Source organism: Pseudomonas sp. MF6747 (assembly GCF_963890955.1).
Lineage (GTDB): Bacteria > Pseudomonadota > Gammaproteobacteria > Pseudomonadales > Pseudomonadaceae > Aquipseudomonas.
On the sequence record NZ_CAWPSZ010000012.1, the window covers coordinates 158,276 to 179,214 of the forward strand.

Annotated in this window: 19 protein-coding genes; 10 read left to right on the forward strand and 9 right to left on the reverse strand. The window is 61.1% G+C overall.

Annotation, left to right across the window (positions count from 1 at the left end; translation table 11 throughout):
• Positions 1 to 8: 8 nt before the first annotated feature.
• From acnD to AACW30_RS13425, 4 genes are all read right to left on the reverse strand, one after another.
• Positions 9 to 2,603, reverse strand: a complete 2,595-nt coding sequence (gene acnD, locus AACW30_RS13410) for a Fe/S-dependent 2-methylisocitrate dehydratase AcnD (protein ID WP_200622813.1) — start codon at positions 2,601 to 2,603, stop codon at positions 9 to 11.
• Between the two features lie 199 nt (positions 2,604 to 2,802).
• Positions 2,803 to 3,930, reverse strand: a complete 1,128-nt coding sequence (gene prpC / locus AACW30_RS13415) for a bifunctional 2-methylcitrate synthase/citrate synthase (protein WP_106576288.1) — start codon at positions 3,928 to 3,930, stop codon at positions 2,803 to 2,805.
• Positions 3,931 to 3,997: 67 nt separating this feature from the next.
• A complete protein-coding gene (gene prpB, locus AACW30_RS13420) occupies positions 3,998 to 4,891 on the reverse strand; it encodes a methylisocitrate lyase (RefSeq protein WP_025854214.1) in 894 nt (297 codons plus the stop codon).
• Between the two features lie 11 nt (positions 4,892 to 4,902).
• Complete coding sequence (locus AACW30_RS13425; RefSeq protein WP_200622815.1) at positions 4,903 to 5,598, reverse strand: GntR family transcriptional regulator; 696 nt, start codon at positions 5,596 to 5,598, stop codon at positions 4,903 to 4,905.
• A gap of 270 nt (positions 5,599 to 5,868) precedes the next feature.
• Here AACW30_RS13425 and rloA point away from each other — a divergent pair, with 270 nt between their 5' ends.
• The 4 genes from rloA to pabB all read left to right on the forward strand — a co-directional run bounded on the left by rloA (position 5,869) and on the right by pabB (position 10,450).
• Positions 5,869 to 6,405, forward strand: coding sequence for a retropepsin-like aspartic peptidase RloA (gene rloA, locus AACW30_RS13430; protein WP_119742081.1), 537 nt, complete (start codon positions 5,869 to 5,871; stop codon positions 6,403 to 6,405).
• Positions 6,406 to 6,410: 5 nt separating this feature from the next.
• Positions 6,411 to 7,943 (forward strand): osmotic stress tolerance membrane protein RloB, encoded by a 1,533-nt coding sequence (gene rloB / locus AACW30_RS13435; RefSeq protein WP_106576285.1) that lies wholly within the window; start codon positions 6,411 to 6,413, stop codon positions 7,941 to 7,943.
• Positions 7,943 to 8,929, forward strand: a complete 987-nt coding sequence (locus AACW30_RS13440; RefSeq protein ID WP_106576284.1) for an alpha-L-glutamate ligase-like protein — start codon at positions 7,943 to 7,945, stop codon at positions 8,927 to 8,929. The genes rloB and AACW30_RS13440 overlap by 1 nt, the downstream gene beginning before the upstream one ends.
• 177 nt (positions 8,930 to 9,106) lie before the next feature.
• The gene (pabB, locus tag AACW30_RS13445; RefSeq protein ID WP_179609551.1) at positions 9,107 to 10,450 is read left to right on the forward strand and encodes an aminodeoxychorismate synthase component I; all 1,344 of its coding nucleotides are present in this window, start codon (positions 9,107 to 9,109) and stop codon (positions 10,448 to 10,450) included.
• A 219-nt stretch (positions 10,451 to 10,669) separates the two neighbouring features.
• Here pabB and thrH read toward each other — a convergent pair whose 3' ends face one another.
• A complete protein-coding gene (gene thrH, locus AACW30_RS13450) occupies positions 10,670 to 11,287 on the reverse strand; it encodes a bifunctional phosphoserine phosphatase/homoserine phosphotransferase ThrH (protein ID WP_200622817.1) in 618 nt (205 codons plus the stop codon).
• Between the two features lie 152 nt (positions 11,288 to 11,439).
• Between thrH and AACW30_RS13455 the strand changes: the two genes are divergently transcribed.
• The 3 genes from AACW30_RS13455 (at position 11,440) to AACW30_RS13465 (ending at position 14,914) form a co-directional block, all read left to right on the forward strand.
• Positions 11,440 to 12,174, forward strand: coding sequence for a phosphoadenylyl-sulfate reductase (locus AACW30_RS13455; protein ID WP_200622819.1), 735 nt, complete (start codon positions 11,440 to 11,442; stop codon positions 12,172 to 12,174).
• 468 nt (positions 12,175 to 12,642) lie between these two features.
• Entirely contained in the window at positions 12,643 to 14,172 is a 1,530-nt protein-coding gene (locus tag AACW30_RS13460; RefSeq protein ID WP_200622820.1) for an NCS1 family nucleobase:cation symporter-1, read from the forward strand.
• 13 nt (positions 14,173 to 14,185) lie between these two features.
• Positions 14,186 to 14,914: an aspartate/glutamate racemase family protein gene (locus tag AACW30_RS13465; protein ID WP_200622823.1), complete on the forward strand. Its 729-nt coding sequence runs from the start codon at positions 14,186 to 14,188 to the stop codon at positions 14,912 to 14,914.
• A gap of 106 nt (positions 14,915 to 15,020) precedes the next feature.
• Here AACW30_RS13465 and AACW30_RS13470 read toward each other — a convergent pair whose 3' ends face one another.
• Positions 15,021 to 15,944, reverse strand: coding sequence for a LysR family transcriptional regulator (locus tag AACW30_RS13470; RefSeq protein WP_119742073.1), 924 nt, complete (start codon positions 15,942 to 15,944; stop codon positions 15,021 to 15,023).
• A gap of 106 nt (positions 15,945 to 16,050) precedes the next feature.
• Between AACW30_RS13470 and AACW30_RS13475 the strand changes: the two genes are divergently transcribed.
• A complete protein-coding gene (locus AACW30_RS13475) occupies positions 16,051 to 16,797 on the forward strand; it encodes a 3-oxoacyl-ACP reductase family protein (RefSeq protein ID WP_106576276.1) in 747 nt (248 codons plus the stop codon).
• A 110-nt stretch (positions 16,798 to 16,907) separates the two neighbouring features.
• On the opposite strand, the gene AACW30_RS13480 is transcribed toward AACW30_RS13475, so the two are convergent.
• The gene (locus tag AACW30_RS13480) at positions 16,908 to 17,597 is read right to left on the reverse strand and encodes an HAD-IA family hydrolase (RefSeq protein ID WP_106576275.1); all 690 of its coding nucleotides are present in this window, start codon (positions 17,595 to 17,597) and stop codon (positions 16,908 to 16,910) included.
• Positions 17,598 to 17,701: 104 nt separating this feature from the next.
• The gene (locus tag AACW30_RS13485) at positions 17,702 to 18,550 is read right to left on the reverse strand and encodes an oxidoreductase (RefSeq protein ID WP_124418261.1); all 849 of its coding nucleotides are present in this window, start codon (positions 18,548 to 18,550) and stop codon (positions 17,702 to 17,704) included.
• 97 nt (positions 18,551 to 18,647) lie between these two features.
• Here AACW30_RS13485 and AACW30_RS13490 point away from each other — a divergent pair, with 97 nt between their 5' ends.
• Both AACW30_RS13490 and AACW30_RS13495 read left to right on the forward strand, forming a co-directional pair.
• Positions 18,648 to 19,544, forward strand: a complete 897-nt coding sequence (locus AACW30_RS13490; RefSeq protein ID WP_169367421.1) for a LysR family transcriptional regulator — start codon at positions 18,648 to 18,650, stop codon at positions 19,542 to 19,544.
• A 30-nt stretch (positions 19,545 to 19,574) separates the two neighbouring features.
• Positions 19,575 to 19,931 (forward strand): DUF2784 domain-containing protein, encoded by a 357-nt coding sequence (locus tag AACW30_RS13495; RefSeq protein WP_106576272.1) that lies wholly within the window; start codon positions 19,575 to 19,577, stop codon positions 19,929 to 19,931.
• Here the strand turns inward: AACW30_RS13495 and AACW30_RS13500 are convergent.
• A complete protein-coding gene (locus AACW30_RS13500) occupies positions 19,918 to 20,886 on the reverse strand; it encodes an NAD-dependent epimerase/dehydratase family protein (RefSeq protein ID WP_179676880.1) in 969 nt (322 codons plus the stop codon). The two genes, AACW30_RS13495 and AACW30_RS13500, sit on opposite strands and share 14 nt — an antisense overlap.
• Between the last annotated feature and the right edge of the window lie 53 nt (positions 20,887 to 20,939).

Sequence of the window (20,939 nt, forward strand, 5' to 3'; positions counted from 1 at the left end):
TTATCCCCTTAAGCCGTCGCCGCCGATTCCAGGAAGTCCTGGGCAAAACGTTGCAACACGCCGCCCGCCTCGTAGATCGACACTTCTTCGGCGGTGTCCAGGCGGCACGTCACCGGCACTTCGACACGCTCACCATTTTTGCGGTTGATCACCAGGGTCAGCTGCGCACGCGGGGTGCGTTGGCCAACCACGTCATAGGTTTCGCTGCCATCGATGTTCAGGGTGTGGCGGTCGGTGCCCGGCAGAAACTCCAGCGGCAACACGCCCATGCCCACCAGGTTGGTGCGGTGAATACGCTCGAAGCCTTCGGCGGCAATGGCCTCCACACCGGCCAGGCGCACGCCCTTGGCCGCCCAGTCGCGGGACGAGCCCTGGCCATAGTCGGCACCGGCAATGATGATCAGCGGCTGCTTGCGCTCCATGTAGGTTTCAATGGCTTCCCACATCCGCGTGACCTGGCCTTCCGGCTCGATACGCGCGAGGGAACCCTGCTTGACCTTGCCGTTTTCCTGGACCATTTCGTTGAACAGTTTCGGGTTGGCAAAGGTCGCGCGTTGCGCGGTCAAGTGGTCGCCGCGGTGAGTCGCGTAGGAGTTGAAGTCGACTTCCGGCAAGCCCATTTTCGCCAGGTACTCGCCGGCGGCGCTGTCGAGCATGATCGCGTTGGACGGCGACAGGTGATCGGTGGTGATGTTGTCCGGCAGCACCGCCAACGGGCGCATACCTTTAAGCGGCCGCGCACCGGCCAGCGCGCCTTCCCAATACGGCGGGCGGCGGATGTAGGTGCTTTGCGGGCGCCAGTCGTACAGAGGGGCGACTTTGGGGCCGGTGTCTTCGTGAATCGCAAACATCGGGATGTAAACGGCGCGGAACTGCTCCGGCTTGACCGAGGCCTTGACCACTGCGTCGATCTCTTCATCGCTCGGCCAGATGTCCTGCAGGCGGATTTCCTTGCCGTTGGCATCGAAGCCGAGCACGTCCTTTTCAATGTCGAAACGGATGGTGCCGGCAATCGCGTAAGCCACGACCAATGGCGGCGAAGCCAGGAACGCTTGCTTGGCATAGGGGTGAATGCGCCCGTCGAAGTTGCGGTTGCCCGACAACACGGCGGTGGCGTACAGGTCGCGGTCGATGATTTCTTGCTGGATCACCGGGTCGAGTGCGCCGGACATGCCGTTGCAGGTGGTGCAGGCAAACGCCACAACACCAAAACCCAGCTGCTCCAACTCGTGGGTCAAGCCCGCTTCGTCGAGGTACATCGCCACGGTTTTCGAGCCGGGCGCCAGCGAGGATTTGACCCACGGCTTACGCGTCAGCCCAAGCTTGTTGGCGTTACGCGCCAGCAGGCCGGCGGCGATCACGTTGCGCGGGTTACTGGTGTTGGTGCAACTGGTGATAGCAGCGATGATCACCGCGCCATCCGGCATTTGCCCTGGCACTTCGTCCCACTGGCCGGAGATGCCCTTGGACGCCAGATCGCTGGTGGCCACGCGCGCATGCGGGTTGCTCGGGCCGGCCATGTTGCGCACCACGCTGGACAGGTCGAAGGTCAGGCCGCGCTCGTATTGCGCGCCCTTGAGGTCATCCGCCCATAGGCCGGTGTGACGCGCGTATTGCTCCACCAGGGTGACTTGTTCGTCTTCGCGGCCGGTGAGTTTCAGGTAGGCGATGGTCTGCGGGTCGATGTAGAACATCGCCGCGGTGGCACCGTATTCCGGGGCCATGTTGGAGATGGTCGCGCGGTCGCCCAGGGTCAGCCTGGAGGCGCCTTCGCCGAAGAATTCCAGCCACGCACCCACCACTTTCTGCTTACGCAGGAATTCGGTCAGCGCCAGCACCATGTCGGTGGCAGTGATGCCAGGCAGCAGCTTGCCGGTGAGTTCGACGCCGATGATTTCCGGCAGGCGCATCCACGACGCGCGACCGAGCATCACGCTCTCGGCCTCCAGGCCGCCGACGCCGATGGCGATCACGCCCAGCGCATCCACGTGCGGCGTGTGGCTGTCGGTGCCGACGCAGGTATCCGGGAACGCCACGCCGTCACGCACCTGAATCACCGGAGACATTTTCTCCAGGTTGATCTGGTGCATGATGCCGTTGCCCGGCGGGATCACGTCGACGTTCTTGAAGGCCTTTTTGGTCCACTCGATAAAGTGAAAACGGTCTTCGTTGCGGCGGTCTTCAATGGCGCGGTTTTTCTCGAACGCGTCCGGGTCCGAACCACCGGCTTCAACCGCCAGGGAGTGGTCGACGATCAACTGGGTGGGCACCACCGGGTTGACCTGGGCCGGGTCACCGCCTTGCAGGGCGATGGCGTCGCGCAGGCCGGCAAGGTCGACCAGGGCGGTCTGGCCGAGGATGTCGTGGCACACCACACGCGCCGGGAACCAGGGGAAGTCGAGGTCGCGCTTGCGTTCGATCAGTTGGCTCAAGGAAGCGTTGAGCGTGGCCGGGTCGCAACGGCGCACCAGGTTCTCCGCGAGCACGCGGGAGGTGTACGGCAAAGTGGCGTAGGCGCCGGGGGCGATTGCATCGACAGCCGCACGGGCGTCGTAGAAATCCAGGCGGCTGCCAGGGAGCGGTTTGCGAAATTCAGTGTTCATCGTCAGGACTCGGTCACGGTAGTTACAAAAGAAGAACCGAAGCAGATCCAGAATTGGAATGTGATCAAAATGTGGGAGGGGGCTTGCCCCCGATGGCGGTGGTTCAGTGCCAGCTGTATCAACTGACAGACTGCTATCGGGGGCAAGCCCCCTCCCACATTTAACCTCATACCCATTCCCGGCTCGTCGGTCTCCTCATTCAGCGACGTTCGATTGGCACGAACTTGCGCTGCTCAACGCCGATGTACTCGGCGCTTGGACGGATGATGCGGTTGTTGGCGCGCTGCTCGAACACATGCGCAGCCCAGCCGGTGAGGCGTGAGCAGACGAAGATCGGCGTGAACAGCTTGGTCGGGATGCCCATGAAGTGGTACGCCGAGGCATGGTAGAAGTCGGCGTTGGGGAACAATTTCTTCTGCTCCCACATGGTCTTGTCGATGGCTTCGGAGACCGGGAACAGCACCTTGTCGCCCACTTCGTCAGCGAGTTTTTTCGACCAGCCCTTAATCACTTCATTACGCGGGTCGCTGTCTTTGTAGATCGCGTGGCCAAAGCCCATGATCTTGTCCTTGCGCGCCAGCATGCCGAGGGTGCCTTCGACGGCTTCTTCGGCCGAGCCGAAACGCTCGATCATTTCCATCGCCGCTTCGTTGGCGCCGCCGTGCAGCGGGCCGCGCAGCGAACCGATGGCGGCGGTGACGCAGGAATACAGGTCGGACAGGGTCGAGGCACACACACGGGCGGTGAAGGTCGAGGCGTTGAACTCGTGCTCGGCGTAGAGAATCAGCGACACGTTCATGACCTTCTCGTGCAACGCGCTCGGCTTCTTGCCATGCAGCAGGTGCAGGAAATGGCCGCCGATGCTCGGCTCGTCGGTCACGCAATCAATCTTCTTGCCATCGTGGCTGAAGCGATACCAGTAGCACATGATCGCCGGAAAAGCGGCAAGCAGGCGGTCGGTGACATCGCGCTGCACACTGAAGTCTTTTTCCGGCTCGATATTGCCCAGGAACGAGCAGCCGGTGCGCATCACGTCCATCGGGTGGGCGTCGGCGGGGATGCGCTCCAGCACTTCTTTGAGCGCCTGCGGCAGGTCGCGCAGCTTGCCGAGTTTGGCGGTGTAGGCCGCCAGTTCGGCTTTGGTTGGCAATTCGCCGTACAGCAGCAGGTAGGCAACTTCTTCAAATTGCGCATCGGCGGCCAGTTCACGCACGTCGTAGCCGCGATAGGTCAAGCCGGCGCCGGCCTGGCCCACGGTGGACAGTGCGGTCTGCCCGGCCACCTGGCCACGCAGGCCGGCGCCACTCAATACTTTTGCTTCAGCCATGGTTGTTCTCCAATTTTGTAGTTATTCAGGGAGCGTGTGGGAGCGGGCTTGCTCGCCCCCACAGGGTTTATTTTTTCGCGGCGAACAGCGCGTCGAGCTTCTGCTCGAAGGTGTGGTAGTCGATGCGATCGTATAGCTCCATGCGGGTTTGCATGGTGTCGATCACATTCTGTTGAGTGCCATCGCGACGGATCGCGGTGTAGACATTCTCGGCGGCCTTGTTCATGGCGCGGAAGGCCGAGAGCGGGTACAGCACGATGGAAACATCGGCAGATTTCAACTGTTCGGTGGTGTACAGCGGCGTCGCGCCGAATTCGGTAATGTTGGCCAGGATCGGTGCCTTCACGCGGGAGGCGAAGAGCTTGTACATCTCCAGCTCAGTGATGGCTTCGGGGAACACCATGTCAGCGCCGGCCTCGATGCAGGCGGCGGCGCGTTCCAGTGCCGATTCCAAACCTTCGACGGCGAGGGCGTCGGTGCGCGCCATGATCACGAAACTGTCATCGGTGCGCGCATCCACGGCGGCCTTGATACGGTCGACCATTTCCTGCTGGGACACGATTTCTTTGTTCGGGCGATGGCCGCAGCGCTTGGCGCCAACCTGGTCTTCGATATGGATGGCGGCGGCGCCGAACTTGATCATCGACTTGACCGTGCGCGCCACATTGAAGGCCGAGGAGCCAAAACCGGTGTCCACGTCCACCAGCAGCGGCAGGTCGCACACGTCGGTGATGCGGCGCACGTCGGTCAACACGTCATCCAGGCCCGTGATGCCCAGGTCTGGCACACCCAGAGAGCCCGCCGCCACGCCGCCACCCGACAGGTAAATCGCCTTGAAACCGGCGCGCTTGGCCAGCAGCGCGTGGTTGGCGTTGATCGCGCCAACGACCTGTAGCGGATGTTCGCTGGCAACCGCGTCACGGAAACGCTGGCCGGGTGTACTTTTATTGTTAGAACTCATGACTCACCTCTTCAGGAAGTGCCGTCGGGGAAGTGACGGGCAATGTTGCGTTTGGAGGCGCCGATATGCCGGCGCATCAACAATTCGGCCAGTTCACCGTCACGATCGGCAATTGCGTCAAGAATGCGGTGGTGCTCGGCAAAAGCCTGGCGTGGACGATTGGGCGTGGCGGAGAACTGGATGCGGTACATGCGCACCAACTGGTACAGCTCGCCGCAGAGCATTTGGGTCAGGGTGCGATTGCCGGCGCCTTGAATTATCCGGTAATGAAAATCGAAGTCGCCTTCCTGCTGGTAGTAGCCCAGGCCGGCCTGGAACGCTTCGTCGCGCTCATGGGTATGAAGCACCTGGCGCAGCTCTTCGATTTCCGCGTCGGTCATGCGCTCGGCGGCCAGGCGGCAGGCCATGCCTTCCAGGGACTCGCGGATTTCATAGAGTTCGATCAGCTCGGCATGGCTCAAGGACACCACTCGCGCGCCAACGTGAGGCACGCGCACCAGCAGGCGCTGGCCTTCCAGGCGGTGGATGGCTTCGCGCAACGGGCCACGGCTGATGCCGTAGGTGCGGGCCAGTTCCGGCTCGGAAATCTTGCTGCCGGGGGCGATTTCGCCTTTGACGATGGCGGCCTGGATGCGCCGGAAGACGTTCTCGGACATGGTCTGGGAATCGTCCTGCACCACCACTGGGGTTTCCAGTTGATCCAGCATATTGTCGACACCTTTAAAAGCAGTGCCGCAAAAACTAGCCACTCAGACCCAAATAGTCAAAGAATAAATCAACATTGTCGACAATCGTCTAATAACCCCGTGTGCGCCGAATAGGGGCATGGCCGCCTGCCAGCGCTGGCGCCAAAAAAGCATCATGTTAGAATGCCCGCCGCTTTTGCCTGACATCACTTGATGAAACGGCGCACCCGAGATTGCGCAGCAATGCCAGTCGCCTTGAATTAAACATCGCACTGCAGCGCCTCAGGATCTATGAGACTCAAGCCCTTCCTTTTAATGTTTTGCCTAGCGTGCATACCGAGCCTTGGCGGCGCCGCCGAGAAGACCGTGTATGGCCTGAATGAATACGCGAAACTGGCGGGCATAGACCTGGAAGTGGCGGCCAAACTCGACACCGGCGCCAAGACCGCCTCGTTGAGCGCCCGCGACATCAAGCGCTTCAAACGCAACGGTGAATCCTGGGTACGTTTCTACCTGGCCATCGACACCGCCCATTCCCACCCCATCGAACGCCCCCTGGCCCGCGTCAGCAAAATCAAACGCCGCGCCGGTGACTACGACCCCGATGAGGACAAGAACTACACCGCCCGCCCAGTGATCGCCCTGGACATCTGCATGGGCACTGCTTTACGCAGCATCGAAGTGAACTTGACTGACCGCAGCGCATTCCAATACCCGCTGCTGATCGGCTCCGAAGCCTTGAAACGCTTTGATGCGCTGGTCGACCCCAGTCTTAAATACGCAGCGGGCAAACCTGCCTGCGCCGCTGACGCTCCTACCGCCGAGTAAACCGAATGCGCTCTCTGACCCTGCACCTGAAAATCCTCATCACCATTTTGGTGGTGTTGGGTATTTCGGTCACCGCCTACCAGATTTTCGTGCTGGGGATTCCCGTCACCGAGGACGCCACCGACGACCTGTGGAACATCGACGCCAAGGTCGAGTTTGTCGCCAGCCCCAAAGACCCGGTGAAGATCTCGATGTTCGTGCCGCCCCTGAGCCGCGACTTCGTCAGCCTCAACGAGAGTTTCATCTCCAATAACTACGGCGTGAGCGTCAACCGCACCGACGGCAACCGCAAGGTCACCTGGTCGGCGCGCCGCGCCAAGGGCAATCAGACGCTGTATTACCGCCTGGTGCTGACCAAGCGTTACAGCGGCGAAAAGGTCAAGGTCAAAGGTCCGACCTTCCGCGACAGCATTGCCGTGGAAGGCCCGGAGAAAATCGCCGCCGAAGCCTTGCTGGCGCCGATCCGCCAGCATTCGGCCGACGTCGAAACCTTTATTACCGAAGCGATCAAGCGCACCAACAACCTCAACGACGACAATGTGAAGCTGCTGCTGGCGGGCGACCCGTCGACGCCGCACAAGGCCAAGATCGTCGAGTTATTGCTGTCCATCGCCCATGTGCCGGTGGAAAAAGTCCACACCATCCGCCTCGTCGCCGACCAGCCGCAAACCCCGGAACTATGGCTGCGCAGCTTCAATGGCAATGACTGGCTGTATTTCAATCCGGAAACCGGCGAGCAAGGCCTGCCCGCTGACCGCCTGCTGTGGTGGACCGGCGATGAAAACCTGATCACGGTGGATGGTGGCAAGAAAGCCATGGTGACCTTCAGCCTGAACAACAGCGAAATGAACGCGATTCGCCTGGCCAAGCTGACCGACGAGAACACCGACGCCAACTTCCTCGAATACTCGCTGTACGGCCTGCCGCTGCAAACCCAGCAGACCTTCATGATCATGGTGATGATCCCGATTGGCGTGCTGGTGATTCTGATCCTGCGCAACCTGATCGGCCTGCAGACGCTGGGCACCTTCACGCCGGTATTGATCGCCCTGGCGTTCCGCGAGACGCAGTTGGGCTTTGGCATTGTGCTGTTCACCATTATTACCGCGCTGGGCTTGTCGCTCAGGTCGTACCTGGAACACTTGAAGCTGCAGATGCTGCCGAGGCTGTCGGTGGTGCTGACCTTCGTGGTGGTGCTGATTGCAGCCATCAGTTTGTTCAGCCACAAGCTGGGCCTTGAGCGCGGGCTGTCGGTGGCGCTGTTCCCGATGGTGATTCTGACCATGACCATCGAACGCCTGTCGATCACCTGGGAAGAACGCGGCGCCAACCATGCGCTGAAAGTGGCGATCGGTACGCTGTTCGCCGCCTCGCTGGCGCACATCATCATGAGCGTGCCGGAGCTGATCTACTTTGTGTTCACCTTCCCGGCAGTCCTGTTGATCCTGGTGGGCTTCATGCTGGCCATGGGTCGTTATCGCGGCTACCGCCTGACCGAACTGGTGCGTTTCAAGGCCTTCCTCAAGGCTGACTCGTAATGTTCGGCTTCTGGAAGACCTGGAAGGCCCTGGAAGCGCGGGGCATCATGGGCATCAACCGGCGCAACGCCGACTACGTGCTCAAGTACAACAAGCGCAGCCTGTACCCGATTGTGGATGACAAGATCATCACCAAGGAACGGGCGATGGCGGCCGGTATTCACGTGCCGGAAATGTACGGGATCATTTCCACCGAGAAAGAAATCGACAAGCTCGACGAGATCATCGGCGGGCGCAGCGACTTCGTGATCAAGCCGGCCCAGGGTGCCGGCGGCGATGGCATCCTGGTGGTGGCCGACCGTTTTGAAGGGCGCTATCGCACGGTGTCCGGCAAAATCATCAGCCATGAAGAAATCGAACACCAGATTTCCAGCATCCTCACCGGCCTGTATTCCCTGGGCGGCCACCGTGACCGCGCGCTGATCGAGTACCGCGTGGTGCCCGACCAGATCTTCAAGAGCATCAGTTACGAAGGCGTGCCGGACATCCGCATCATTGTGCTGATGGGTTACCCGGTAATGGCCATGCTGCGCTTGCCGACGCGCCAGTCCGGCGGCAAGGCCAACCTGCACCAGGGCGCGATTGGCGTGGGTGTCGACCTGGCCACGGGCTTGACGCTGCGCGGCACCTGGCTGAACAACATCATCACCAAACACCCCGACACCACCAACGCGGTGGATGGCGTGCAACTGCCCAACTGGGACGGTTTCATGAAGTTGGCGGCCAGCTGTTATGAGCTGTGCGGGCTGGGTTACATCGGCGTGGACATGGTGCTGGACCAGGAAAAAGGCCCGCTGATCCTCGAGCTGAACGCGCGGCCGGGGCTCAATATCCAGATTGCCAACGACTGCGGCCTGACGTTGCGCACCCATGCGGTGGAAGCGCGGTTGGAAGAACTGAAAGCTGCAGGCGTGACGGAAACGCCGGAAGAGCGGGTTAAGTTCGTGCAGGAGATGTTCGGGCATATTCCCGCCGTTGAAGGCTGACGCCACTCAACTGTGGAAGCGGGCTTGCTCGCGAAAGCGGAGTGACATTCAACACAACCGGGACTGATACGCCGCCGTCGCGAGCAAACCCGCTGCCCCATTTAAACCGCGCTCTAGGACCAAACCCTTCGGGGGACTACAATCGCCTCCCCCAAGCCAACAGCTGATCCACCCCGCATGTCGACCTGTTCTGTACACCCGCTGCCCTACCGGGCCAACCCCGCCGACTACTTCGCGGCGATTCGTCACGCTCCCGGCGCAGTGTTGCTCGACAGCGGCCGCCCGGCTGCCGAACGCGGGCGCTATGACCTGCTCAGCGCCTGGCCAGTGGAAACGCTGACGGTACGGCCTGACGAAAACGGCAGTGATTTCCTGCAACGCTTGCGCGAAAACCTCACGCAGTTGGGTGAGGCGGGGTTGCCTGCGGGTTATGAGTTGCCGTTCGCTGGCGGCTTGATCGGTTACCTGAGCTACGACTTCGGCCGCCACCTGGAACACATGCCGCACTTGGCGGTGGACGACCTGCACCTGCCGGACGCGCGCTTTGGGCTGTATGCCTGGGCGCTGATCAGCGATCACCAGGTGCAGAGCAGTCAGCTGGTCTTCCACCCTTCGCTGATCGACAGCGAGCGACGACGCTTGATTGCGCTGTTCAACGTTGACGCAGTCGACAGCCAGGCCAGCTTCAAACTGCACGGCCCCATGGTTGCGGACCTGACCGCCGACGCTTACCGGCAGGCCATCGTGCGCATTCAGGACTACATCCAGGCCGGCGACTGCTACCAGGTCAACTTTGCCCAGCGTTTTCGCGCGCCGTGCGTCGGCGATCCGTGGGCGGCTTACTGCGCCTTGCGAGAGGCGTGCCCTACCCCGTTTTCCGGGTTCCAGAGCCTGCCGGACGACGGCGCCGTGCTGAGCCTGTCGCCGGAGCGCTTTGTGCACATCAGCGAGCGCCGCGTCGAAACCCGCCCGATCAAAGGCACCCGCCCGCGTGGCCTGACACCCGAAGAAGACGCAGCCCACGCCGCCGAGCTGATGGCCAGCCCCAAGGATCGCGCCGAAAACCTGATGATCGTTGACCTGCTGCGCAACGACCTTGGCCGCACCTGCCGGACGGGCTCGGTGAAAGTGCCGCAATTGTTCAGCCTGGAAAGCTACCCCAACGTGCATCACTTGGTGAGCAGCGTCACTGGCATCCTGGCCGACGACAAAGACGCCCTCGACCTGATCGCCGGCAGCTTCCCCGGTGGCTCCATCACCGGCGCACCGAAGATTCGCGCCATGCAGATCATCGACGAGCTTGAACCCACGCGGCGCGGGTTGTACTGCGGCTCGTTGGTGTACCTGGATGTGCGCGGCGAGATGGACAGCTCTATCGCGATTCGCAGCTTGCTGGTCAAGGATGGGCAGGTGTGCTGCTGGGGCGGTGGCGGGATCGTGGCGGACTCGCAGTGGGAGGCGGAGTATCAGGAGTCGCTGACGAAAGTGCGGGTGTTGTTACAAACGTTGGAAGGCTTGTAGCAGCCCGGCCCTGCCTGAGGCTCAGACGCAGAGCCGCGCTGCCGAAAAAGCCTGCATGAGGGCTTGAGTATTCCTTATGATCGGTTGCTCGCAGGGGCCTGACCTGGCTGTACCGGCCCTGTCGCAGGCAAGCCAGCCACCACACATTCAACTGTGTGAACCCGATCACATGTGGGAGCGGGCTTGCCTGCGAAGGGGCCATCAGCAGCGCTGAAAAACTTACAGGCTCAACGCCCGATTTGACGCCTTGAGGAACGCTTTCTTCAAATCCTCAAACGTATGCACCGCTGGAAATTGCGGGAACTCGCGAATCACATTCTGCGGCGCATGGAACAGAATCCCACAGTCAGCTTCGCCCAGCATGGTGGTGTCGTTGTAGGAATCGCCGGCGGCGATCACGCGGTAGTAGAGGGTCTTGAATGCCAGCACGGATTGGCGCTTCGGGTCCTTTTGACGCAGTTGGTAACTCACCACCCGGTCGTTTTCGTCGGTGATCAAGCGGTGGCACAGCAAGGTCGGAAAGCCCAGCTGGCGCATCAGCGGTTGGGAGAATTCGTAGAAGGTGTCGGACAGGATCACCACCTGGAAACGCTCGCGCAGCCAGTTGACGAACTCGATGGCGCCGTCCAGCGGCTCAAGGGTGGCGATCACTTCCTGGATGTCGGCAAGCTTGAGCCCATGCTCGTCGAGGATGCGCAGGCGTTGCTTCATCAGCACGTCGTAGTCGGGAATGTCGCGGGTCGTGGCGCGCAGGGATTCAATACCGGTTTTTTCGGCGAAGGCGATCCAGATTTCCGGAACCAGCACCCCTTCCAGGTCAAGACAGGCAATTTCCACAAGACACTCCCATTTAGATGTTGTTAGTTGAGCGAGCAAAAGGACTGCCGAACTCTAGCGACTCAAGCTCTGCGCCGCAACGCAGGGCGGATTTTGGTACCATCGCTTCCCTATAGAGCGCTCAGCGCCACTGACCTGTAGGAACCGTCCTGATGAACCAAGCCTTCGACGTCGTTGAACTCGCCACGACTTACGCCAACAAATCCGCCCAGGACATTCTCAAACTGGCGTTCAGCCAGTTCGGTGACGACCTGTGGATTTCCTTCAGCGGCGCCGAGGACGTGGTGCTGGTAGACATGGCTTGGAAGCTGAACAAGAACGTCAAGGTGTTCAGCCTCGACACCGGGCGCCTGCACCCGGAAACCTACCGGTTCATCGAACAGGTGCGCGATTTCTACAAGATCGACATCGAGTTGATCTCGCCGGACCAGAGCAAACTGGAACCCTTCGTCAAGGAAAAGGGCCTGTTCAGTTTCTACAAGGACGGCCATGGCGAATGCTGCGGTGTGCGCAAGATCGAACCGCTGCGGCGCAAACTGTCCGGCGTGAGCGCCTGGGCCACCGGCCAACGCCGTGACCAGAGCCCCGGCACCCGCAGCCAGGTGGCGGCGCTGGAAATTGACACGGCGTTCTCTACACCCGAGCGCACCCTGTACAAATTCAACCCGCTGGCGCAAATGACCAGCGAGGAAGTCTGGGGTTACATCCGCATGCTTGAGCTGCCGTACAACAGCCTGCATGAGCGCGGGTTTATCAGCATCGGCTGCGAGCCGTGCACCCGGCCAGTATTGCCGAACCAGCATGAGCGTGAAGGCCGCTGGTGGTGGGAAGAAGCCACGCAGAAGGAATGCGGGCTGCACGCCGGGAATATCATCAGCAAGGCCTGAGGTCTGTCGCAGTAAAAAATGTGGGAGCGGGCTTGCTCGCGATGAGGGTGTGTCAGTCAATGAATTGTTGGCTGATAGATCGCTATCGCGGGCAAGCCCGCTCCCACATTTGCTTTGTGAGGGACAAAATTTTGTACACACCTATGTAACTATCGGTGCCATTTATGTGTGCAATTCATATTTAACCGCACCAAAACGTAACACTCCTCCCCACGTGCTGTTTGCCTATCCAATAGCGCGCCTCCCCATTCAAAAATAAATACCTGTTCAAACGGTCAATTTATATCGCTTTAAATTCAGTTAGTTATTTTAATAATTAGTAAAAACGAAATTAAACACCATTTTTATAGATCGAAAACTGGCACGCATGTGGCTTAAGGTGAATTACGCTTTGTATACAATAAATACAAAACCTACATACACTTTGCCATCTGCGACGTTGCAGCAGATGCGCCGGAGCCTGCCGGAATGCGTACAAGCCTCTCGAATAACATCGCACTGGATCTGCCCTCCTCCGTCCTGAACCCTGTGGCCGCAAACCCCGGCCCGCTCGTGCTCAGCGCGCGCTTGCACAACAAAGACCTGGCGCCCACCAAGGTTGAAGGCCGACGTTGGGGCCGCTACAGCATCTTTGCGCTGTGGACCAATGACGTGCACAACATCGCCAACTATTCGTTTGCCATCGGCCTGTATGCCTTGGGCCTTGGCGGCTGGCAGATTCTGATGTCGCTGGGGATCGGCGCAGCGCTGGTGTACTTCTTCATGAACTTGTCGGGGTTTATGGGCCAGAAGACCGGAGTGCCCTTCCCGGTGATCAGCCGCATCAGTTTCGGCATCCACGGGGCACAGATTCCGGCGCTGATTCGTGCGGTCATTGCGATTGCCTGGTTTGGTATCCAGACCTACCTGGCCTCGGTGGTTTTCCGCGTGCTGCTGTCGGCCATTCATCCAGGATTTGCCGACTATGACCACAACTCCATCCTCGGCCTATCGACCCTCGGTTGGGCGTGTTTCGTGGCGATCTGGTTTGTGCAACTGGTGATCCTGGCTTACGGCATGGAAATGGTGCGCCGCTACGAGGCGTTCGCCGGGCCGGTGATTCTGGTGACGGTGGCCTCGCTCGCCGGTTGGATGTACTTCCAGGTCGGCGGCAATATTGCCTGGTCGATCCGCGAGCCGCTGAGCGGCGGCGAGATGTGGCGCAATATCTTTGCCGGTGGCGCGTTGTGGCTGACGATCTACGGCACGCTGATCCTCAATTTCTGCGACTTCGCCCGCTCCTCTCCCTGCCGCAAGACCATTCTGGTCGGCAACTTCTGGGGCTTGCCGGTGAATATCCTGGTGTTTGCCGCAATCACCGTGCTGCTCTGCGGCGGGCAGTTCCAGCTCAATGGCCGGGTGATCGAAAGCCCGACCGAAATCATCGCAGCCATTCCCAATACCTTCTTCCTGGTGCTCGGCTGCCTGGCCTTCCTGATCGTTACCGTGGCCGTCAACATCATGGCCAACTTCGTCGCCCCCGCGTTCGTGCTCAGCAACCTGGCGCCCAAGTACCTGAACTTTCGGCGCGCCGGGTTGATCAGCGCCACGCTGGCAGTGCTGATCCTGCCGTGGAACCTCTACAACAGCCCGCTGGTGATCGTGTATTTCCTCTCGGGCCTGGGCGCACTGCTGGGGCCGCTGTACGGGGTGATCATGGTCGATTACTGGCTGATCCGTAAAAGCCAGGTGGACGTATTGCAGTTGTATAGCGAAGACCCAAATGGCGTTTATTACTACAGCCGCGGAGTCAATTTACGTGCGGTCGCGGCGTTTATTCCCGCAGCGGTGATCGCAATTCTGCTGGCGCTGTTGCCCGGTTTTTCCAGCGTCGCCCCGTTTTCCTGGCTGTTTGGCGCCGGTATTGCAGGGCTGTTGTACCTCTTAATCGCCAAGCGTCGGCCGCACTACGCCGATGTCAGCGGCGAAAGCATTGCAGTCGATAACGTCAGTCATTAATCAAGGACATTCCATGCGTATCCTCGTGGTCAACGTCAACACCACCGAATCCATCACTGAAACCATTGCCCAGCAGGCGCGGGCCGTCGCCTCGCCAAGCACTGAGATTGTCGGGCTCACGCCGTACTTCGGCGCCGAATCAGTGGAAGGCAATTTCGAAAGCTACCTGGCCGCCATCGCGGTGATGGACCGCGTGATGGCCTACGACCAGCCGTTTGATGCGGTGATCCAGGCCGGCTATGGCGAACATGGCCGTGAAGGGTTGCAGGAGCTGTTGAACGTGCCAGTGGTGGACATCACGGAAGCAGCCGCCAGCACAGCGATGTTCCTGGGACATGCCTATTCAGTAGTCACCACCCTGGATCGCACCGTGCCCCTGATTGAAGACCGCCTGAAACTCGCCGGCCTGTACCAGCGCTGCGCCTCGGTACGCGCCAGTGGCATGGCAGTCCTGGAACTGGAAGAAGACCCGCTGGCGGCGATGGAAGCCATCGTGCGTCAGGCGGAACGGGCCATTCACGAAGACAAGGCCGAGGTGATCTGCCTGGGCTGCGGCGGCATGGCCGGGCTGGATGAACAGATTCGCCAGCGCACCGGCGTGCCGGTGGTGGATGGGGTGACGGCCGCGGTGACCATTGCCGAATCGCTGGTGCGGCTGGGGTTGTCGACGTCGAAGATCAGGACGTATGCCACGCCGAGGCCGAAGAAAGTGATTGGCTGGCCGGGTCAATTCGGCCGGTAGACCGCGTCGCCGGCATCGCGGGCAAGCCCGGCGCCCACAGGGGAATGCGATTAAAAGTGGGCGCCGGGCTTGCCCGCGATGGCCGCGCCTCGGTAGGCCGCCGTGATCAAATGGCGCTGAACCGTCGCCCCAGTTGCTGCTCGGCAAACTGCTCAATGATGAAATCCACAAACACCCGGGTCTTGCCGGGCAGCAGTTTGTGCTCGGCGTAGTACAGGGAGATGTTGCCGTCGTCGACGTACCAGTCGGGCAACACCCGCACCACCGCACCGCTGTCCAGAAACGGCACGGCCATCGGCATGCTCACCAGCGCAATGCCCAGGCCTTGAGCGCTGGCGCAGCAGGCGGCTTCGGAGTCGCTCATGGTCATGCGCGGCTTGAGCACCAGCGGGCGTTGTTCACGGTCCGGGCCGGTGAGTTGCCAGGTGCGCACGCGGCCGGTTTGCGGTGAGCGGATCAGGATGCCCAGGCACCGCGATAAATCTTCGGGCGCGTGCACCGGCGAGCGTCGCGCCAGGTAATCCGGCGAGGCCACCAGCACTCGATGCGCGGGGCTCAGCTTGCGCGCCACCACGCCCTGGGGCAGTTCAAAACCACCGCCGATGGCAGCGTCGAAGCCTTGACCGATCAGGTCGACCTGACGGTTATCGAAATGCCAATCCGGGCTGATGTCCGGAAAGCGCCGCATAAACTCCGCCAGCAGCGGCACCACATAACGATTGCCGAACACCGTGCCCATGCTGACTTTAAGCGTACCCACCGGCCGCCCTTCGGCGCTGGCCAGGTTGGCCACGGCGTTCTGGATGGTGGTGAGGCTGCCACTGACCTCTTCGAGGAACAGCTTGCCGGCCTCGGTCAGGGTCAGGCGTCGGGTGCTGCGCTGGAACAGCCGCACACCCAGGCGTGCCTCCAGCTTGGCGACGCTTTTACCCACCGCCGCCGGCGTCAGGCTCAAGTGCCTGGCGGCCTCGGCAAAGCTGCCGCCTTCGGCGCTGCGCACAAAACATTCGATACTGCCAAAGCTTTCCATATTGCCCCATTGCAAACTTTTGGTTTACACAGACTATAGCAATCACGGTCTACCGGGGCGGCGGGACGAGGTCGATACTCACCCCATCAACTACTTGGAGATCGACATGACTGCACACAACCTCACTGGCAAAGTCGCCTTGATTCAAGGCGGTTCCCGCGGCATCGGTGCCGCCATCGTCAAACGCCTGGCCGCGCAGGGCGCAGCCGTCGCCTTTACCTACGTCAGCTCGGCCGCAAAAGCCGAAGCGTTGCAAAACAGCGTGATCAGCGCAGGCGGCCAAGCCCTGGCGATACAGGCCGACAGCGCCGATGCCACAGCGATTCGCGCCGCCGTCAACGCCACCGTCGACGCTTTCGGGCGCCTGGATATCCTGGTCAACAACGCCGGGGTGCTGGCCATCGCGCCACTGGAAGACTTCAAGCTGGAAGACTTCGACCAGACCCTGGCGATCAATGTGCGCAGCGTGTTCATTGCCACGCAGGAAGCGGCCAAACATATGAGCGAAGGCGGCCGCGTGATCAATATCGGCAGCACCAATGCCGAGCGCATGCCGTTCGGCGGCGGCGGGCCGTACGCGATGAGCAAGGCGGCGCTGGTGGGGCTGACCAAGGGCTTGGCGCGGGACCTGGGGCCGCGTGGCATTACGATTAACAACGTGCAGCCTGGGCCGGTGGACACCGATATGAACCCGGCGAATGGCGAATTTGCCGAAACATTGATCGGGTTGATGGCAGTGGGACGTTATGGCCACGTGGAGGAAATCGCCAGTTTCGTGGCGTATCTGGCGGGGCCGGAAGCCGGGTATATCACGGGTGCCAGCTTGACCATCGATGGTGGCTTCAGCGCCTAAGGGGTCTGGAGAACAGCACAACCCAATGTGGGCGCTGGCTGGCCTGCGATGGTGTCCTCAAGGTCGCCATCGCAGGCCCGTCAGCGCCCACATTTTTTGACGGTGTTGAGTCAGCGCATGGGTGGGAGGCCGTAGGCGGCCAGGTCAAAGTCTGCGAGTTTGCGGATGATCTGGTCGGCATGCGCGTACTTGCTGTCGGCCATGGCTTCATCCGGCACGGCGATGGCCGTCATGTTGGCCGCTTTTGCGGCCGTTACGCCGAACGGTGAATCTTCGAACACCAGGCAATCTTCTGGCGCTACGCCCAAGCGGCGCGCAGCGGTGAGGAAGATATCCGGTGACGGTTTGGCGGCGCCGACTTCCGGGTCGTCAGCGGTGACGATGGTGCCGAACAGGCCAAACCATTCACGGTGCAACGTGGTTTTGTGGCCAAACGAATGACGCGACGAGCTGGTGCCCACCGCAATCGGGATGTTATGCGCGTTCAAGTGCCGCACCAGCGCTTCGGCGCCGGGCATGCCCAGGGCCTTGGGGAAGCGCTCGCTCATCAGCGGTTCGCGAATTTTCAGAAACTCCGCCGGCGTGATCGGCAAGTCCAACGCTTTCACCACATAGTCGGCCAGGTCCTGCGCGCCTCGGCCGATGATGTGCTGCTTGATCCCCCAGTCATAGGTGCGACCGTAACGTTCGGCGATGATCTGCGTGACTTCGGTGTAGATGCCTTCAGTGTCCAGCAACAACCCGTCCATATCGAAAATCACGGCCTTGATTGGACCGACTGCAATACGCGGTGCATTCATCACAACAGAACCTTGGGGGAAGGACTAAAAGGATTCAGCACAATAACGGTCATGGTTGCCTGCAAGCAACCGTTGCGACCGCCACAGCCCTTCCCCCTCAGGCCTTACTCAGGGAAATCCGCGCCCTCAGTGACCGCGGCCCACGCGTCAAAATCAGCACTCAACGCCTCGACCTTGGTGCGCGCAAAACCCAGCGCGGCCTTGCCCAACAACAAGCGCAAGGGCGGTTGCTCGGCTTCCACCGCCTTGACGATGGCATGGGCTGCGCGCACCGGGTCACCGGGTTGCTTGCCACTGTAGTTACGCACGCGACTGGTACGCGCCGCGGCTGTGTCGCGGTAGTCATCAATGGCGTGAGGCGCCTCATTGGCTGAACGCCCGGCCCAGTCAGTCCGGAAGGGGCCCGGCTCGACCAGCAGCACCTTGATGCCCAACGGGGCGACTTCCTGGGAGAGCGCCTCGGACAAGCCTTCCACGGCGAACTTGGTGGCGTTATAGAAACTCAAGGACGGGAACGCAGCAATCCCGCCTACCGAGGAAATATTCACCACCGTGCCCGAGCGACGGGCGCGCATGCCCGGCAACACGGCACGGGTCATGGCGCTGAGGCCCCAGACGTTGATCTCGAACATGCGGCGCACTTCATCCAGGTCGCTTTCCTCAAACGCGCCGAAATAGCCGATACCAGCATTGTTGACCAACACGTCGATATGCCCGAAGCGGGCCTGAGCCGCCTGCACGGCCGCCTCGACCTGGGCCTGGTCCGTCACGTCCAGCGCCAGCACCAGCGCCTTGTCTTCATGCCCGGCAACAATGTCTTGTACCTGTTGCGGGTTGCGCGCGGTGACCACCGTCGGGTAACCCAGACTCAAGGTGTGCAGCGCCAATTGGCGGCCGAAACCGGTGGAACAACCGGTGATAAACCAGACAGGTTTTGCAGTTGAATCGGTCATGAAGGGGCCTTCCTCGTGGGTGTAGAAAAAGTATGCGCGCCGGCGTTCTTGTGAAAAAGATGCATAATCCACAAGACCCTTTCGGAAAAACCACACAATGGACACGCCTGATTTTCAGCAATTGCGCCTGTTCCTGCAGGTTGCACGCGCCAGAAGCTTTACCCAGGCCGCCGATGCGGTGAGCCTGTCGGTGTCGACCGTCAGCCAGCGCGTCGGCGCCCTGGAAAAACAGCTGGGCGTGCGCCTGCTCAATCGCACCACTCGCAGTGTCAGCCTCACTGAAGCCGGTGCGCAATTGCTGGAAAAAATCACACCGCTGCTCGAAGAGCTGGAAACCAGTTTGCACAGCGTCGCCGCCGCCACCGTCGAGGCCAGTGGCACCCTGCGCCTGAACGTGCCCTCCACCGCCAGCCGGATGGTGCTGCAACCGTTGCTGCAGGGTTTCTTGCGCGCGCACCCGGGGATCAACCTGGAAGTGGCCGTGGACAATGCCCTGGTGGATATCGTCGCCCAAGGCTTTGACGCGGGCATCCGCTATGACCACGTGCTCGCCGAGGACATGGTGGTCATACCGGTCGCCCGGCAGCTGCGCTTTGTCATCGTCGCCACGCCGGGTTACTTGCAGGGGCGCAAAATCCCGACCCATCCTCACGACTTACTTGAGCACGATTGCGTCAACTACCGCAGTGCCCAGACCGGTTTGATGCACCGCTGGGATTTCGAAAAAGACGGCAAGCCGATGCGCGTTACGGTCAAAGGCCGGCTGGCCACCAATGACATCGAACTGATGATCAAGGGCGCACTGGACGGCTTCGGCTTCGCGTATGTGGCGCGCTCCAGCGTCGAGCCATATTTGCGCAGCGGTGAATTGGTGGAAGTATTGGGCGACTGGATCACGCACAGCGCGTTGTATTTGTATTACTTCAACCGCACTAACACGCCGAAAAAACTGCGCGTGTTTATCGACTACCTGCAAGCACAACTCGGCGCCTGAGACGGGCCCACCTTAAAAGCGAACCCACACATGTTCTATCGCGTAGCCGCCGACAGCCTGGTGCTGTTTCACCTGTGTTTCATCCTGTTCGTGCTGTTCGGCGGGCTGCTGGCGCTCAAGTGGCGGCCAGTCATGTGGCTGCACTTGCCCGCTGCCGCCTGGGGCGTGGCCGTGGAAGTGTTTCACCTGCCCTGCCCGCTGACTCGCTGGGAAAACCTGTTTCGCCACCTCGCCGGGCAGGACGGTTATGGCGGCGGGTTTATCGAGCATTACATCGTCACGCTGATCTACCCGGCCGGGCTGACGCCGAACATTCAACTGGTGCTTGGCGCGCTGGTGTTGCTGATCAACCTCGCGGTGTATGTGCGCCTGATCAGACGGGCGTAGGCAGGCAGCCAAGGTCGGCCAATGTGGCTTCCACCGCTTGTTCCAGCGGCGTGTGCGGTTCCTGCCCCAGCGCCGCAACCAGTCGCCTGTTATCGAGCAGCAGCGGGGTTTGCCACAGGTAACGCATCTCCAGCATCTCGCGGACGGTGACGACAAAGGGCGCGATGAGTTTCATCAACCACCACGGGAAGCGGCCTACGCGGGGTTGATGACCCGTCCTGCGCAGCACCACACGCTGGATCGCCTGGGTCATCTGCGTGCCATCGGTGTCCACGTGCCCCGCCATATGAAAGCGCGCGAACGCATCAAGGCTTGCCCGGCGCTCAATCAACTCGAGCACGGTGCGCGCCACATCCGGCAAGTACGCCCATTGGTGCGCCACACCCGGCGCGCCCGGATAACTCACGGCGTGCACCGGCTTGCCGGGTTTGACCAGGCCTTGGGCAAACCAGTTGTTGGCCACGCGGGCACCGAAAAAGTCCCCGGCCCGCACGATCAACACCCGCGCGCCCTGGCGGGAAGCCTGCTGCAAACGCTGCTCCAATTGCACCCGGATCGCGCCCTTGCGGGTTTGCGGGTGTTGCGGCGAGTCTTCGTGCAGCACGGGAAATGCGTCCGGACCGAAGTTGTAGACCGTGCCGGGCAACACGATGGTCGCGCCCTCGGCGATGGCCGCCGCAACGGTGTTGTCGATCATCGGCATCACTAATTCAGCCCAGTTGCGATAGCCCGGCGGGTTGACCGCATGCACGATCACCGCACAGCCATGGGCGGCAGCGAGGACCTCCTGACGATTGAGCGCGTCGCCCTTGATCCAGGAAAAGCCCGCGTTCTCACGCCGCGCCTTGTCCACATCACGGGTCAACGCACACACCTCCCAGCCCGCCGCGCGCATCTGCCGCGCCACTTCGCCGCCAATCCCGCCCGTTGCACCCAGTACCAGAACTTTGCTCATGACCTTCTCCCACGTTGTTGGTGAGGCCATTTTGTGTGCAGCGTGGCTATAGA